This window comes from Ideonella oryzae, from assembly GCF_024055665.1.
Classification (GTDB): Bacteria; Pseudomonadota; Gammaproteobacteria; order Burkholderiales; family Burkholderiaceae_C; genus Ideonella; species Ideonella oryzae.
Genome location: NZ_JAMXMC010000007.1, coordinates 303,899 through 319,954, shown reverse-complemented (window position 1 = coordinate 319,954; position 16,056 = coordinate 303,899). Strand labels below are relative to the sequence as shown.

The window sequence follows — 16,056 nt, the reverse complement described above, 5'->3', positions numbered from 1 at the left end:
CTCAGTCGCTCAGGCGTTGCATGACCTGGGCCATCTCGTGGCGCGTGGCCTCGAAGGCCTGCACCACGGCCGGGTCGAACTGCGTCCCCGCGCCGGCGAGGATCTGCGCATCGGTGGTCTCCATCGACCAGGCCGGCTTGTAGACCCGCTCGTGGGTCAGGGCGTCGTAGACGTCGGCCACGGCCATCAGCCGGGCCGGCAGCGGGATGGCCTCGCCGGCCAGGCCATCCGGGTAGCCCTCGCCGTCCCAGCGCTCGTGGTGGTACAGGGCGATCAGCCGGGCCACCTCGAGGTAGCGCAGCGACTCTGGCTGGGTGGCTTCGGTGAAGGCCTGGCCCAGCGTGCCCTGGGCCCGGGCGATGGCATGGCGGATGGCCCGGCTGCCGATGGTGGTGTGCTGCCGCATCAGATCGAACTCTTCGGCCGTCAGCGGGCCCGGCTTAAGCAGGATGTGGTCCGGGATGCCGATCTTGCCGATGTCGTGCATGGGGGCCGCCTTGACGATGCGCTGGATCTGGGCCTCGTCCAGGGCATCGGCGTGCTGGGGGTCCTGCCGCAGCTGGCGGGCCAGCAGGTCGACGTAATGCTGGGTGCGCAGCACATGGTTGCCGGTCTCGCTGTCGCGTGTCTCGGCCAGCTCGGCCATGCCCGAGAGCATCAGCTCCTGGGCCAGCAGCAGCTCGTCCACCCGGCGTGCCAGTTCCTGTTCCAGGCTGCCGTTCTGCTGGCGCAGGCGGTCGCGGTGCTGCTTGATCTCCAGCTGGGTGCGCACCCGGGCCAGCACCACGGCCGGGCGCACCGGCTTGACGACATAGTCCACCGCGCCCAGGGCCAGGCCCAGCTCCTCGTCGCCATCGTCGCCCAGGGCGGAGACGAAGATGACCGGGATGTCGCGCGTGCCTTCCTGCTGCCGCAGGGCGGCCAGCACCGCATGGCCGTCCATGCCGGGCATCTTCACGTCCAGCAGGATCAGGTCGGGCTGCTCGGCCGCGGCCAGCGCCACGGCAGAGGCCCCGGAGCGGGTGGCCAGGACACGGTAGTGGGGATTGAGCAGCCGCGAAAGCACCGCCAGGTTCAGAGGCTCGTCGTCGACAACGAGGATGGTCGCAGGGTGTTTCATCTTGTTTTCGACCGGGGCGGCAGCAGCGGGTCGCGGGCCTTGGCAGGTTCGCGCGGCCATCGTAAGCTGCTGCCAGCCCGTGAGGGCTTGGAGAGAGCCCTCAGTTGCCGTCTATCTTCGCCCCGGGGGCAAGCCAGGTGAGGGCGAAATCATCCCTTCTTTTCGGGAGAACGGCATGAGCGAAGTGCGCCTGGAACGTGACACCTTCGGCGAAATCGCCGTCCCCGTCGAGCGCCTCTGGGGCGCTCAGACGCAGCGGTCACTGGAGCACTTCGAGATCTCCCAAGAGCGTATGCCAGCGGCCCTGGTGCATGCCTTGACGCGGGTCAAGCGCGCAGCGGCCGAGGCCAACGCCGGCCTGGGCCTGCTGGACGCGGCCAAGGCGCAGGCCATCGTGGCGGCGGCCGACGAGGTGCTGGCCGGGCGCTGGGAGGCCGAGTTCCCGCTGGTGGTCTGGCAGACCGGCTCGGGCACGCAGACGAACATGAACGTCAACGAGGTGCTGGCCAACCGGGCCTCGCAGCTGCTGGGCGGCCCGGTGGGCGCCGGGCGGCGGGTGCACCCCAACGACGAGGTGAACCTCGGCCAGTCCTCCAACGATGTCTTTCCGACCGCGATGAACCTGGCGGCCACCCAGGCCCTGCAGGCCGAGCTGCTGCCGGCGCTGGGCCGCTTGCGCGACACCTTGCGGGCCAAATCCCGCCTGTTCGCCGACATCGTCAAGATCGGCCGCACCCACCTGCAGGACGCCACGCCGCTGACCCTGGGCCAGGAGATGTCGGGCTGGGTGGCCCAGCTCGACCATGCCGAGGCCCACCTGCGCGCGGCCCTGCCTCACCTGCGCGAGCTGGCCCTGGGCGGCACCGCGGTGGGCACCGGGCTGAATGCCCACCCCGAATTCGCCACCCGGGTGGTGGCGCTGCTGAACCAGGCCACCGGCCTGGGCCTGGTGAATGCGCCCAACCGCTTCGAGGCCATGGCCGCGCACGACGCCATCGTCCACGCCCATGGTGCGCTCAAGACCCTGGCGGCGTCCTTGTTCAAGATCGCCAACGACGTGCGCTGGCTGGCTTCGGGCCCGCGCGCCGGCCTGGGCGAGCTGCGCATCCCGGAGAACGAGCCGGGCAGCTCCATCATGCCGGGCAAGGTCAACCCGACCCAGTGCGAGGCCCTGACCATGGCCTGCTGCCAGGTCTTCGGCAACGATGTCGCGGTCAACCTGGCCGGCGCCTCGGGCAACTTCGAGCTCAATGTCTACAAGCCGGTGCTGATCCACAACTTCCTGCAGAGCGCGCGCCTGCTGGCCGACGGCATGCGCAGCTTCGACACCCACTGCGCCAGCGGCATCGAACCGGACCGGGCCCGCATGCACGAGCTGCTGGAACGCTCGCTGATGCTGGTGACCGCGCTCAACCCCCACATCGGCTACGACCGCGCCGCCGCCATCGCCAAGAAGGCCCACCGCGAGGGCACGACGCTGCGCGAGGCGGCCATCGCCAGCGGCCACGTCACGGCCGAGCAGTTCGACGCCTGGGTGGACCCCGCGCGCATGGTGGGTCCCGCCTAGGCCTTCGCGGGGCCGCGGTCTTCCAGACCCGGGCCGATCCAGGGCCGGTCGTGCGCGGCCAGCCAGGCTTCGCCCTCCTCCAGGATGAAGTAGCGGAAGGCCTCGGCCGCCGGTGAAAGCAGGCGCGACTGCAGGTGCACCACGTTCCAGGTGCGGATCACCGGCGCGTGCTCCACGTGCAGCAACTCGATCTCCTGCGCGCGCAGCTCCAACCCCAGCGTGTGCAGGCTCAGGAAGCTCAGGCCCATGCCGGCCATCACCGCCTGCTTGATGGTCTCATTGCTGGGCATTTCCATCGCGATGCGCGGCGTCACCCGGTGGTCCTGGAAGAAGCGGTCCATCAGGGCCCGGGTGCCCGAGGCCCCCTCGCGCACGATCAGCGGCTGGTTTTCCAGCATGGCCACCGGCACATGGCCCAGGGCCAGCAGCGGGTGGCCCGGCGGGGCGACGAAGACATGCGGGTGGGCGGCAAAGGGCTCGGCGCGGGTGGCCAGCTCGCGCGGGGGCCGGCCCATGATGGCCAGGTCCACCTCGCCGTTGTTGAGCAGGGTCACCAGCTGGTCGCGCCTGCCGGCCACCTGCAGCCGCACCTCCACCCCCGGGTGCTCGTCGCGAAAGCGCGCCAGCAGGCGCGGCACGAAGTACTTGGCCGTGCTCACCAGACCCACGTTGAGCACGCCGGTCTCCAGGTGGCGCAGGCGCTGCATGGCGTCCTCGGCGTCCTTCATCACCGCCAGCAGGCGCCGCGCATGCACCAGGAAGTACTCGCCCGCCGTGGTCAGCGCCACCTTGCGGCCCTGGCGGTCGAACAGCGGCAGTTCCAGCTGGGCCTCCAGCTCCTTGACCTGCATGGTCACGGCCGGCGGCGTCAGGTGCAGGGCCTCGGCCGCCCGCACGAAGCTGAGCTGCCGGGCCACCTCGGTGAAAACCCGGATCTGCCGGAAGGTGACGTTTTTCATTCAGGGAAACTGAATCGAAAGCCAACGAAGTCTGAATTTACCTTATCCATCGCGCTTCCTACATTGGGCTCCAACGACCGACGAACCCGTCCACCCCGAGGAGACACCCCATGAACCAAGCCGTCGAGACCGGCGTGATCCAGGATGCCAAGAAGCGCTACAGCGCTGGCGTGCTCAAGTACCGCCAGATGGGCTACTGGGACCCGGATTACCAGCCCAAGGACACCGACACCCTGTGCCTGTTCCGCATCACCCCGCAGGAAGGGGTGGACCCGGTGGAGGCCGCCGCCGCGGTGGCCGGCGAGAGCAGCACCGCCACCTGGACGGTGGTCTGGACCGACCGCCTGACCGCCTGCGACAGCTACCGTGCCAAGGCCTACAAGATCGAGCCGGTGCCCGGCACCCCGGGGCAGTACTTCGCCTGGGTGGCCTACGACATCATCCTGTTCGAGGAAGGCTCCATCGCCAACATCACCGCCAGCCTGATCGGCAACGTCTTCAGCTTCAAGCCGCTGAAGGCCGCCCGGCTGGAGGACATCCGCATGCCGGTGGCCCTGGTCAAGACCTTCAAGGGCCCGCCCACCGGCCTGGTGGTCGAGCGCGAGCGCCTGGACAAGTTCGGCCGCCCGTTGCTGGGCGCCACCACCAAGCCCAAGCTGGGCCTGTCCGGGCGCAACTACGGCCGGGTGATCTACGAGGGCCTCAAGGGCGGCCTGGACTTCATGAAGGACGACGAGAACATCAACTCGCAGCCCTTCATGCACTGGCGTGACCGCTTCCTGTACGTGATGGAGGCGGTCAACAAGGCCAGCGCCGCCACCGGGGAGGTCAAGGGCAGCTACCTGAACGTGACCGGCGCGACGATGGAGGACATCTACGAGCGCGCCGAGTTCGCCAAGGAGCTGGGCTCGGTGGTCATCATGGTGGACCTGATCATCGGCTGGAGCGCCATCCAGTCCATCGCCAACTGGGCCCGCAAGCACGACATGATCGTGCACATGCACCGGGCCGGCCACGGCACCTACACCCGGCAGAAGAACCACGGCGTGAGCTTCCGCGTGATGGCCAAGTGGCTGCGCCTGGCCGGCGTGGACCACCTGCACACCGGCACCGCGGTGGGCAAGCTCGAGGGTGACCCGATGACGGTGCAGGGCTACTACAACGTCTGCCGCGACAGCTTCACGAAGCAGGACCTGCCGCGCGGCCTGTTCTTCGACCAGGACTGGGCCGACATGAAGAAGGTGATGCCGGTGGCCTCCGGCGGCATCCACGCCGGCCAGATGCACCAGCTGCTGAGCCTGTTCGGCGACGACGTGATCCTGCAGTTCGGCGGCGGCACCATCGGCCACCCGGCCGGCATCCAGGCCGGCGCCGTGGCCAACCGGGTGGCGCTGGAGTGCATGGTCAAGGCCCGCAACGAGGGCCGTGACATCGCGGTCGAGGGCCCGGAGATCCTGCGCGCGGCAGCCCAGTTCTGCACCCCGCTGAAACAGGCCCTCGATACCTGGGGCGAGATCAGCTTCAACTACGCCAGCACCGACACCAGCGATTTCGCGCTGACGCCTGCCGTGGCGGCCTGAATCACCCCCAGCAGGCCACGGTCTGCGCGGGATCGGGCCCCCCGGGGCACTTCCCTGCGCTCATGTCCCCCGGACGACGCTGCGCGCCGTCCTCCTCCTTGACTTCGCTCCGGCAAGCACCCCGGGTTGCCCGATCGGCACGGTGCTTGGCAGTCAAACCATCGCAGGCCATCCACGTTGCCGGTCAGGTCGGTGGGGTGACTTCTGAAGCGAAGTCAAGGAGGAGGCCCTGGCTGAAGGCCAGGGCCGGGGGACATGAGCGGAAGAAGTCGCCCCGCCGGCCTGACCCCACACGCCGCGACCGCTTTTGACCGAAATGGGCGAGAGCCCCCAAGGAGCACCCACCATGATGACCAACCCCACCGGCCGCCTGACCCAGGGCCAGTTCAGCTTCCTGCCCGACCTGAGCGACGCCGAGATCCGCGCACAGATCGAGTACGGCCTGGCCAAGGGCTATGCCTGGAGCGTCGAATACACCGACGACCCGCACCCGCGCAACACCTACTGGGAGATGTACGGCATGCCCATGTTCGACCTGCAGGACGCCGCCGGCGTGATGCTCGAACTGCAGGGCTGCCGCCAGGCTTTCCCGCGCCACTACATCCGCATGATGGCCTTCGATTCGACCCGCGGCATCGAATCCATCGCCATGTGCTTCATCGTCAACCGCCCGCCGGCCGAGCCGGGCTTCCAGCTGCAGCGCCAGGAGATCCACGGCCGCAGCCAGCGCTACACCCTGCGCGGCTACGCCGCCGACCACCCCGAGGCCGAGCGTTACTGAGCCGCGCGATCCCTGCGCGTCCCCTGTCCCGGGTCAGGCTCGTCCCATGAGCCTGACCCCCTTGCCGGAGGTTCCCCGATGAACGCCCCGCTCTACGCCATTCCCGGCGTGGCGACGGCCACGGCCGCCCCCACGCCCGCCGCCGCGCCCGAGGCTGCCCCCGCGGCCCGCACCGTCCACGAGGTGCTGGCCCAGAGCCGGGTGATGGAGGTGCTCGACGAGCTCGACCGCGACCTGATCGGCCTGCGCCCGGTCAAGGCCCGGCTGCGCGACATCGCCGCGCTGCTGGTGATCGACAAGCTGCGCGCCCAGTTCCAGCTGGCCGCGCAGGCTCCCAGCCTGCACATGTGTTTCACCGGCAACCCCGGCACCGGCAAGACCACGGTGGCCCTGCGCATGGCCGAGATCCTTCACCGCCTGGGCTACATCCGCAAGGGCCACCTGGTGGCCGTCACGCGCGACGACCTGGTGGGCCAGTACATCGGCCACACCGCGCCCAAGACCAAGGAGGTGCTGAAGAAGGCCATGGGCGGCGTGCTGTTCATCGACGAGGCCTACTACCTCTACCGGCCCGAGAACGAGCGCGACTACGGCCAGGAGGCCATCGAGATCCTGCTGCAGGTGATGGAGAACCAGCGCGACGACCTGGTGGTGATCCTGGCGGGCTACAAGGACCGCATGGACACCTTCTTCCAGTCCAACCCGGGCATGAGCTCGCGCATCGCCCACCACCTCGACTTCCCCGACTACAGCGCCGACGAACTGCTGGGCATTGCCGACCGCATGCTCGCCGGCCAGCACTACCGCTTCGGCGAGGGGACGCGCGAGACCTTCGCCCGCTACCTGGCGCTGCGCCTGGCCCAGCCGCACTTCGCCAATGCCCGCAGCGTGCGCAATGCGCTGGACCGGGCCCGCCTGCGCCAGGCCAGCCGGCTCTTCGCCGAGCCCGACCGGGTGCTCGATGCCGAGACCCTGTCCACGCTGGTGCCCGACGACATCGCCGCCAGTCGGGTCTTTGCCTCGGCCACCACGGCTGACACGCCCGCGGCCTGAGCCGGCGCGGCCACCCCCAGAACACACGAGGAGACTGTCATGCCCCTGTCCCACCGCCCCACGCTCACCCAGTACCTGATCGAGCAGCGCCGCCGCTTTCCCGGCGCCAGCGGCGAGCTCAATGCCCTGATCCTCGACGTCTCCCTGGCCGCCAAGGCCATCGCCCGCGCGGTCAAGCTCGGCGAGCTGGGCAGCGCGGCCCCGGCCACCCCGGCGGCCGTCAACGTGCAGGGCGAGGAACAGAAGCCCCTGGACGTGCTGGCCAACGAGGTCTTCCTGCGTCGCAACGAGGGCTCGGGCACCCTGGCCGGCATGGCCTCCGAGGAGATGGAGGCGCCCTACCCCATCCCGGACAGCCAGCCGCGCGGCAAGTACCTGCTGCTGTTCGACCCGCTGGACGGCTCCAGCAACATCGACGTCAACGTCTCGGTGGGCAGCATCTTCTCCATCCTGCGCGCGCCGCAGGACGTGGTGGACAGCGGCCGCGCGCCGGTGGAGGCCGACTTCCTGCAGCCCGGCGCGGCCCAGGTGGCCGCCGGCTACGCGCTCTACGGCCCCACCACCATGCTGGTGCTCAGCGTGGGCCACGGCACGGTGGGCTTCACCCTGCACCCGGACCTGGGCGAGTTCATGCTGACCCACCCGGACCTGCAGGTGCCGCCCGACACCCGCGAGTTCGCGATCAATGCCTCCAACAGCCGCTTCTGGGAGCCGCCGATCAAGCGCTATGTGGACGAGTGCCTGGCCGGCGCCAGCGGCGCGCGCGGCAAGGACTTCAACATGCGCTGGATCGCCTCGCTGGTGGCCGAGACCCACCGCATCCTGATGCGCGGCGGCGTCTTCATGTACCCGCGCGACCGCAAGGAGCCGGCCCGCGCCGGCCGCCTGCGCCTCCTGTACGAGGCCAACCCGGTGGGCTTTCTGATCGAGCAGGCGGGCGGGCGCGCCTCCACCGGCCTGCAGCCGGTGCTGGGCGTGCGGCCCGGCGCGCTGCACCAGCGCATCGGCCTGGTCTTCGGCTCGCGCCACGAGGTCGAGCGCATCGAGCAGTACCACCGCGACCCGTCGGAGGCCGAGCCGGCCAACCCGCTGTTCGCCGAGCGCAGCCTGTTCAGGGCCTGAGGCCTCGCCGGCCCTCGCCCCTCACGCCATCCATTCCAAGAAGACCCGGAGACACACGACCATGTCCGCGCGACACCCCATCATCGCCATCACCGGCTCGTCCGGTGCGGGCACCTCCTCGGTGACCCGCACCTTCGAGAACATCTTCCGCCGCGAGAACGTGCGCGCCGCCGTCGTCGAAGGCGACAGCTTCCACCGCTACGACCGCGGCGAGATGCGCCAGCGCCAACGCGCGGCCGAGGAGGCTGGCAACACCCACTTCAGCCACTTCGGGCCGGAGAACAACCTCTTCGCCGAGCTCGAGCAGCTCTTTCACAGCTATGGCGAATCGGGCACCGGCCGGCGCCGGCGCTACCTGCACGACCCGGTGGAGGCCCAGCCCTACGGCCAGGAGCCCGGCACCTTCACCCCCTGGGAAGAGCTGCCCGGCGACACCGACCTGCTGTTCTACGAGGGCCTGCACGGCGCCGTCGTCACGCCCGAGATCGACATCGCCCGCCACCCCGACCTGCTGATCGGCGTGGTGCCCGTCATCAACCTGGAATGGATCCAGAAGCTCTGGCGCGACAAGCATGTGCGCGGCTACAGCGCCGAGGCCGTGACCGACACCATCCTGCGCCGCATGCCCGACTACGTGCACTACATCGCGCCGCAGTTCGCCCACACCCACGTCAACTTCCAGCGCGTGCCGGTGGTGGACACCTCCAACCCCTTCATCGCCCGCGACATCCCCACGGCCGACGAGTCGATCTGCGTGATCCGCTTCGCCAACCCCAAGGGCATCGACTTCCCCTACCTGCTCAACATGATCAACAACGCGTGGATGAGCCGGGCCAACACCCTGGTGGTGCCCGGCGGCAAGATGGAACTGGCGATGCAGCTCATCTTCACGCCCTACATCTGGCGCATGATGGAACGGCGCCAGCGTGCGCGTCAGGCGGTGTGACCATGGCCGCCAACGCCTCCGCCGCCGAGCGCGTGGTCCGCCCCGCGCGCACCCCGCTGAACCCGCTGGCCAATGCGCTGCGCGCGCTGGCCATGGACGCCGTGCAGCAGGCCCGCAGCGGCCACCCCGGCGCGCCCATGGGCATGGCCGAGATGGCCGTGGCCCTGTGGCACCACCACCTGCGCCACGACCCGGCTGATCCCCACTGGTGGGATCGCGACCGCTTCGTGCTCTCCAACGGCCACGCCAGCATGCTGCTCTATGCACTGCTGCACCTGACCGGCTACGACCTCTCCGTGGACGAGCTGCGCCGCTTCCGCCAGGCCGGCAGCCGCACCCCCGGCCACCCCGAGGTGGACCACACCCCCGGTGTCGAGACCACCACCGGCCCCTTGGGCCAGGGCCTGGCCAATGCGGTGGGCCTGGCCCTGGCCGAGAAGCTGCTGGCCGACGAGTTCAACCGCCCCGAGCACACCGTGGTGGACCACCGCACCTGGGTCTTCCTGGGCGATGGCTGCCTGATGGAGGGCCTGAGCCAGGAAGCCATCTCGCTGGCCGGGGCCTGGCGGCTGCACAAGCTGGTGGCGCTGTACGACGACAACGGCATCAGCATCGACGGCGCCGTCACACCCTGGTTCGCCGACGACACCGCGGCCCGCTTCACCGCCTGCGGTTGGGCTGTGCTGGGCCCGGTGGACGGCCATGACGTGGCCGCGCTGGACGCCGCGCTGGCCCAGGCCCGCCGCCACGACCGGCCCACCCTGGTCATCTGCCGCACCACCATCGGCCGCGGCGCGCCGGGCCGCCAGGGCTCGGCCCAGGCCCACGGCGAGCCGTTGGGCGCCGAGGAGATCGCCGCCACCCGCGCCGCGCTGGGCTGGACGGCCGGGCCTTTCGAGGTGCCGGCCGACATCGCCCAGGCCTGGGACGCCCGGGCCCGCGGCGCGGCCGCGCACGCGGCCTGGCAGGCCCGTTGGGACGCCTACCGGGCCGCCTTCCCCGCCGAGGCCGCCGAGCTGGCGCGCCGGCTGCGCGGCGAGCTGCCGCTGGACTTCGAGCTCGAAGGCTGGCGCGAGCTGGCCGAGGTGCAGCAGCGTGGTGAGGCCGTGGCCACCCGCAAGGCCTCGCAGCAGGCCATCGCCCGGCTGGCGCCCCGGCTGCCGGAACTGCTGGGCGGCTCGGCCGACCTCACCGCCTCCAACCTGACCGACTGGCCCGGCTGCGGCGCGGTGCGCGGCGGCCAGCCCGGCGGGCGCCACATCAACTACGGCGTGCGCGAGTTCGGCATGTCGGCCATCATGAACGGCATCGCGCTGCATGGCGGCTTCATCCCCTTCGGCGGCACCTTCATGGTGTTCAGCGACTACAGCCGCAACGCCATCCGCATGGCCGCGCTGATGAAGAAGCGCGTCATCCACGTCTTCACCCACGACTCCATCGGCCTGGGCGAGGACGGCCCCACCCACCAGCCGGTGGAGCACGCCTGGTCGCTGCGCCTGATCCCCAACCTCGACGTCTGGCGCCCTTGCGATGCGGCCGAGACGGCGGTGGCCTGGCAGATGGCCCTGTCGCAGGCCGACCGGCCCAGCGCCCTGCTGCTGTCGCGCCAGGCCCTGCCGGCCCAGGCGCGCAGCCCCGAGCAGGTGGCGGCCATCCGGCGCGGTGGCTATGTGCTGTCGGACCGGCCGAAGGCTCAGGCGGTGATCCTGGCCACCGGCTCGGAGGTGGCGTTGGCGATGCAGGCCCAGGCCCTGCTGGACGCGCAGGGCCTGCCGGTGCGGGTGGTGTCCATGCCGTCCACCAGCGTGTTCGACGTCCAGGACGCGCGCTACCGCGACAGCGTGCTGGGCCGCCACCTGCCGCGCGTGGCGGTGGAGGCCGGCAGCACCCGCGGCTGGGCCTTCTACGGCTGCCGCGAGGTGCTGGGCCTGGACCACTTTGGCGCCTCGGCCCCCGGCCCGGCCCTGATGCAGTCCCTGGGCTTCACCGCCGAGCAGCTGGCCGACAAGGTGCGCGCAGCGATCGACCACGAGCCCCAGATCGAGCGTTCCTCCAACTGAGGCTGTCCGTCTCCTCCTCTGAAAGGCCCCCCATGCGCTACAGCGTCCTCAGCTTCGACCTGGACGGCACCCTGGTGGACACCGCCGCCGAGATCGCCGAGGCGGTCAACCGCACCCTGGCCGAGTTCGACGTGCCACGCCAGGACGAGGAACGCATCACCCGCCACATTGGCCACGGCGCGCGCCACACCCTGCTACGGGTGCTGGCCGACCTGCTGCTGGCCGACCCGCAGCAGGCCGACCGTCTGCGGCCCGACACGGTGCTGCCCCGCTGGGAAGCCCACTACGGTGCCCTGGCCGGCCGCCAGGCCAAGCCCTACCCGGGCTGCGCCCAGATGCTGCGCGCCCTGCGCCTGGGCGGTGTGCGCCTGGCCTGCCTGACCAACAAGGAGCACCGCCACGCCCAGCAGGTGCTGCAGCGCTGCGGCCTGGGCAGCGCCTTCGACTTCGTGCTGGGCGGCGACAGCCTGCCCCAGCGCAAGCCGGACCCCGCCACGCTGCGCCATGTGCTGGCGGCCCTGGGCGGCCAGCCCCAGCGCGCGGCCCATGTGGGCGACTCGCGCATCGACATCGAGACCGCCCGCGCCGCCGGCGCCCAGGCCTGGGCGGTGCCTTGGGGCTACGACGGCGGGGCCCCGCTGCTGGAGGCCCGGCCCGACCAGGTCTTCGACAGCCTGCCCGACATCGCCGAACACGTGCTGGGCGTCAACCGGGCCTGGATCGCCGCGGCGGCCACGGCCTGAGCACCCGGGTTCTCTCTTCCCTTCACCCTCTCACTTTCTCAAGGTTGCTCATGACGATCCGGATCGGCATCAACGGCTTCGGCCGCATGGTGTTCCGCGCTGCGGTGCAGAACTTCGCCAACGACATCGAGATCGTCGGCATCAACGACCTGCTGGAGCCCGACTACCTGGCCTACATGCTGACCTACGACAGCGTGCATGGCCGCTTCCAGGGCGAGGTGGCCGTGGACGGCCAGACCCTGATCGTCAACGGCCGGCGCATCCGGCTGACGTCGGTGAAGGACCCGGCCGAGCTGAGGTGGGACGAAGTCGGCGCCGATGTGGTGATCGAATCCACCGGTCTGTTCCTGACCAAGGAAGCCGCCGAGAAGCACCTGAAGGCCGGCGCCAAGAAGGTCATCATGTCGGCCCCGTCCAAGGACGACACCCCGATGTTCGTCTACGGCGTGAACGACAAGACCTACGTCGGCCAGGCCATCATCTCCAACGCCAGCTGCACCACCAACTGCCTGGCCCCGGTGGCCAAGGTGCTCAACGACACCTTCGGCATCAAGCGTGGCCTGATGACCACCGTGCACGCCGCCACCGCCACCCAGAAGACCGTGGACGGCCCGTCCAACAAGGACTGGCGCGGTGGCCGCGGCATCCTGGAGAACATCATCCCCAGCAGCACCGGTGCCGCCAAGGCCGTGGGTGTGGTGATCCCCGAGCTCAACAAGAAGCTCACCGGCATGTCGTTGCGCGTGCCGACCTCCGACGTGTCGGTGGTGGACCTGACCGTCGAGCTGAACAAGGAAGCCAGCTACGCCGACATCTGCGCGGCGATGAAGGCCGCCAGCCAGGGCGCCATGAAGGGCGTGCTGGGCTACACCGAGGACAAGGTGGTGGCCACCGACTTCCGTGGCGAGTCCTGCACCTCGGTCTTCGATGCCGATGCCGGCATCGCGCTGGACACCACCTTCGTCAAGGTCGTGGCCTGGTACGACAACGAGTGGGGTTACTCCAACAAGTGCCTGGAGATGGCGCGCGTGGTGGCCCGTGGCGTCGGGCGGGGCCGGGCATGAAGGTGCTGCGCTTCAAGGACCTCGTCAACGAGGGGCGCGTCACCGGCCAGCGCGTGTTCATCCGCGCCGACCTGAACGTCCCGCTGGACGACGCGGGCCGCATCACCGAGGACACCCGCATCCGCGCCTCGGTGCCCTGCATCGAGCTGGCCCTGCAGGCTGGCGCCGCGGTGATGGTCACCTCCCACCTGGGCCGCCCCACCGAGGGTGCGTTCAAGCCCGAGGACTCGCTGGCCCCGGTGGCCGCGCGCCTGTCCGAGCTGCTGGGCCGCGAGGTGAAGCTCGTCCCGAACTGGGTCGACGGCGTGGACGTGGCCCCCGGCCAGGTCGTGCTGCTGGAGAACTGCCGCGTCAACGTCGGCGAGAAGAAGAACAAACCTGAACTGGCGCAGAAGATGGCCGCCCTGTGCGACATCTACGTCAACGACGCCTTCGGCACCGCCCACCGCGCCGAGGGCACCACCTACGGCATCGCCGAGTACGCCAAGGTGGCCTGCGCCGGCCCGCTGCTGGCCGCCGAGATCGATGCCATCACCCAGGCGCTGGCCTTGGGCGCCGTCGCCGGGCCGTCCCAAGACGGTGCCGGCCCCCTCGGGGGGCCCGGCGCAGCCGGGGTGGGGGCTCCAGGACCCAAGCGGCCTCTCATCGCCATCGTGGCCGGCTCCAAGGTCAGCACCAAGCTGACCATCCTGCAGAGCCTGTCGAGCAAGGTCGACGGCCTGATCGTCGGCGGCGGCATCGCCAACACCTTCCTGCTGGCCGCGGGCCTGAAGATCGGCAAGAGCCTGGCCGAGCCGGACCTGGTGGGCGAGGCCACCGCGGTGATCGAGGCCATGAAGGCCCGCGGCGCCGAGGTGCCCATCCCCGTGGACGTGGTTTGCGCCAAGACCTTCGCCGCCGATGCGCCGGCCACCGTCAAGGCGGCCGGCGAGGTGGCCGACGACGACCTGATCCTGGACATCGGCCCGAAGACCGCGGCCATCCTGGCCGACAAGCTCCAGGCCGCCGGCACCATCGTCTGGAACGGCCCGGTGGGCGTGTTCGAGTTCGACGCCTTCGCCCATGGCACCGAGACCATCGCCCGGGCCATCGCGGCCAGTGACGCCTTCAGCATCGCCGGCGGTGGCGACACCCTGGCGGCCATCGCCAAGTACGGCATCGAGCAGGACGTGGGCTACATCTCCACCGGCGGCGGCGCCTTCCTGGAGGTGCTGGAGGGCAAGACCCTGCCGGCCTTCGAGATCCTGCAAAGACGGGCCCTGGCCTGAACCCATCACACAAGGAGACACCCCATGGCCCTCATCGCCCTGCGCCAACTGCTGGACCACGCCGCCGACCACGGCTACGGCGTGCCCGCCTTCAACGTCAACAACCTCGAGCAGGTCCACGCCATCATGCAGGCGGCCCAGGCCACCGACAGCCCGGTGATCCTGCAGGCCAGCGCCGGCGCCCGCAAGTACGCGGGCGAGGCCTATCTGCGCCACCTGGTGCTGGCCGCCATCGAGACCCACCCGGACATCCCCGTCTGCCTGCACCAGGACCACGGCGCCTCGCCGGCCGTCTGCCTCCAGGCCATCCGCTCGGGCTTCTCCAGCGTGATGATGGATGGCTCGCTGAAGGAAGACGCCAAGACCCCGGTCGACTACGCCTACAACGTGGCCGTCACCGCCCAGGTCTGCCAGATGGCCCATGCCGTGGGCGTGAGCGTGGAGGGCGAGCTGGGCTGCCTGGGCTCGCTGGAGACCGGCGATGCCGGCGAGGAGGACGGCGTGGGCGCGGTCGGCAAGCTCAGCCACGACCAGATGCTGACCGACCCGGCCGAGGCCCGGGACTTCGTGGCCCGCACCGGGGTGGACGCGTTGGCCATCGCCATCGGCACCAGCCACGGCGCCTACAAGTTCACCCGCCCGCCCACCGGCGAGGTGCTGGCCATCGACCGCATCGCGCAGATCCACGCCGCGGTGCCCAACACCCACCTGGTGATGCACGGCAGCTCCAGCGTGCCGCAGGAGTGGCTGGCCATCCTGCGCCAGTACGGGGGCGACATCAAGGAGACCTACGGCGTGCCGGTGGAGGAGATCGTGCGCGGCATCGCCAGCGGGGTGCGCAAGGTCAACATCGACACCGACATCCGCCTGGCCATGTTCGGCGCCATGCGCCAGCTCATGGCCACCCAGCCCAGCGAATTCGACCCGCGCAAGGCCCTGGCCGCCGCGACAAAGGCCGCCCAGGGCCTGTGCCAGGCGCGCTTCGAGGCCTTCGGCTGTGCCGGCCAGGCCAGCCGCATCCGGCCGCTGCCGCTGGAGGCCCTGGTGCCGCGCTACCGCTGAAAGGAACCGCGATGCTCGAAGCCCTGCTGTGGGACGTGGACGGCACCCTGGCCGAGACCGAGCGCGACGGCCACCGGGTGGCCTTCAACCTGGCCTTTGCCGAGGCCGGCCTGCCCTGGGGCTGGTGCGAGCGTCGCTACGGTGAGCTGCTGCAGGTGACCGGCGGGCGCGAGCGCCTGCTGGCCGACATGGCCATCCGCGCCGACGCCCCGGCCACGCCGGCCGCGCGCGAGGCCCTGGCCCGGCGCCTGCACGCGCTGAAGAACGCGGCCTACGCCCGCCTGGTGGCCGAGGATCGGCTGCGTGCCCGCCCGGGCGTGGTCGGCCTGATCCGCGCCGCGCGCGCGGCCGGGCTGCGCCAGGCCATCGTCACCACGACCAGCCGGGCCAACGTCCAGGCCCTGCTGCCGCGCCTGCTGGGGTCGGACTGGGCGGACTGCTTCGACGCCCTGCTGTGCGGCGAGGACGTGGCCGCCAAGAAGCCCGACCCCGAGGTCTACACGCTGGCGCTGCAGCGTCTGGGCCTGGCGCCCGAGCAGGCCCTGGCGCTGGAGGATTCGCCCGCCGGCCTGCGGGCCGCGCAGGCCGCCGGCGTGGCGGTGCTGCTGCGCCCGAGCGCCTACTTCCCCCGCCCGCCGGACGGGGCCGGCTGGACCTGGGACGAGGCCCAACCCCCGGACCTGGCCGCGCTGCGCCTGGGCCATGCCCGTCACAGGGCCGTGGCCTGAGGC

Annotated in this window: 14 protein-coding genes; 12 read left to right on the top strand and 2 right to left on the bottom strand. The window is 70.7% G+C overall.

What is annotated here, in order from left to right; all coding sequences use genetic code 11:
- Nucleotide 1 precedes the first annotated feature (1 nt).
- Entirely contained in the window at nucleotides 2-1,120 is a 1,119-nt protein-coding gene (locus M0L44_RS14130) for an HD-GYP domain-containing protein (protein WP_252770387.1), read from the bottom strand.
- Nucleotides 1,121-1,295: 175 nt separating this feature from the next.
- On the opposite strand from M0L44_RS14130, the gene fumC reads away from it, so the two are divergent.
- A complete protein-coding gene (fumC, locus tag M0L44_RS14125) occupies nucleotides 1,296-2,687 on the top strand; it encodes a class II fumarate hydratase (RefSeq protein WP_252770386.1) in 1,392 nt (463 codons plus the stop codon).
- Here fumC and M0L44_RS14120 read toward each other — a convergent pair.
- Nucleotides 2,684-3,646 (bottom strand): LysR family transcriptional regulator, encoded by a 963-nt coding sequence (locus tag M0L44_RS14120; RefSeq protein ID WP_252770385.1) that lies wholly within the window; start codon nucleotides 3,644-3,646, stop codon nucleotides 2,684-2,686. The genes fumC and M0L44_RS14120 overlap by 4 nt on opposite strands.
- Before the next feature lie 110 nt (nucleotides 3,647-3,756).
- On the opposite strand from M0L44_RS14120, the gene M0L44_RS14115 reads away from it, so the two are divergent.
- The 11 genes from M0L44_RS14115 (at nucleotide 3,757) to M0L44_RS14065 (ending at nucleotide 16,053) form a co-directional block, all read left to right on the top strand.
- A complete protein-coding gene (locus M0L44_RS14115) occupies nucleotides 3,757-5,226 on the top strand; it encodes a form I ribulose bisphosphate carboxylase large subunit (protein WP_252770383.1) in 1,470 nt (489 codons plus the stop codon).
- 346 nt (nucleotides 5,227-5,572) lie between these two features.
- The gene (locus tag M0L44_RS14110) at nucleotides 5,573-6,007 is read left to right on the top strand and encodes a ribulose bisphosphate carboxylase small subunit (protein WP_151125767.1); all 435 of its coding nucleotides are present in this window, start codon (nucleotides 5,573-5,575) and stop codon (nucleotides 6,005-6,007) included.
- Between the two features lie 78 nt (nucleotides 6,008-6,085).
- On the top strand, nucleotides 6,086-7,060 hold the full coding sequence (cbbX, locus tag M0L44_RS14105; protein WP_252770381.1) for a CbbX protein: 975 nt from the start codon (nucleotides 6,086-6,088) through the stop codon (nucleotides 7,058-7,060).
- Nucleotides 7,061-7,099: 39 nt separating this feature from the next.
- A complete protein-coding gene (locus M0L44_RS14100) occupies nucleotides 7,100-8,182 on the top strand; it encodes a class 1 fructose-bisphosphatase (protein ID WP_252770380.1) in 1,083 nt (360 codons plus the stop codon).
- Between the two features lie 61 nt (nucleotides 8,183-8,243).
- Complete coding sequence (locus M0L44_RS14095; RefSeq protein WP_252770379.1) at nucleotides 8,244-9,128, top strand: phosphoribulokinase; 885 nt, start codon at nucleotides 8,244-8,246, stop codon at nucleotides 9,126-9,128.
- 2 nt (nucleotides 9,129-9,130) lie between these two features.
- Complete coding sequence (tkt, locus tag M0L44_RS14090; RefSeq protein WP_256490265.1) at nucleotides 9,131-11,188, top strand: transketolase; 2,058 nt, start codon at nucleotides 9,131-9,133, stop codon at nucleotides 11,186-11,188.
- Nucleotides 11,189-11,220: 32 nt separating this feature from the next.
- On the top strand, nucleotides 11,221-11,931 hold the full coding sequence (gene gph / locus M0L44_RS14085; RefSeq protein ID WP_252770378.1) for a phosphoglycolate phosphatase: 711 nt from the start codon (nucleotides 11,221-11,223) through the stop codon (nucleotides 11,929-11,931).
- Between the two features lie 50 nt (nucleotides 11,932-11,981).
- Nucleotides 11,982-12,995, top strand: a complete 1,014-nt coding sequence (gap, locus tag M0L44_RS14080; protein WP_252770376.1) for a type I glyceraldehyde-3-phosphate dehydrogenase — start codon at nucleotides 11,982-11,984, stop codon at nucleotides 12,993-12,995.
- Entirely contained in the window at nucleotides 12,992-14,263 is a 1,272-nt protein-coding gene (locus M0L44_RS14075; protein WP_252770375.1) for a phosphoglycerate kinase, read from the top strand. The genes gap and M0L44_RS14075 overlap by 4 nt, the downstream gene beginning before the upstream one ends.
- Nucleotides 14,264-14,287: 24 nt before the next feature.
- Nucleotides 14,288-15,325, top strand: a complete 1,038-nt coding sequence (gene fba / locus M0L44_RS14070) for a class II fructose-bisphosphate aldolase (RefSeq protein ID WP_252770372.1) — start codon at nucleotides 14,288-14,290, stop codon at nucleotides 15,323-15,325.
- Nucleotides 15,326-15,336: 11 nt separating this feature from the next.
- Entirely contained in the window at nucleotides 15,337-16,053 is a 717-nt protein-coding gene (locus M0L44_RS14065) for an HAD-IA family hydrolase (RefSeq protein ID WP_252770369.1), read from the top strand.
- The last annotated feature ends 3 nt before the right edge of the window (nucleotides 16,054-16,056 follow it).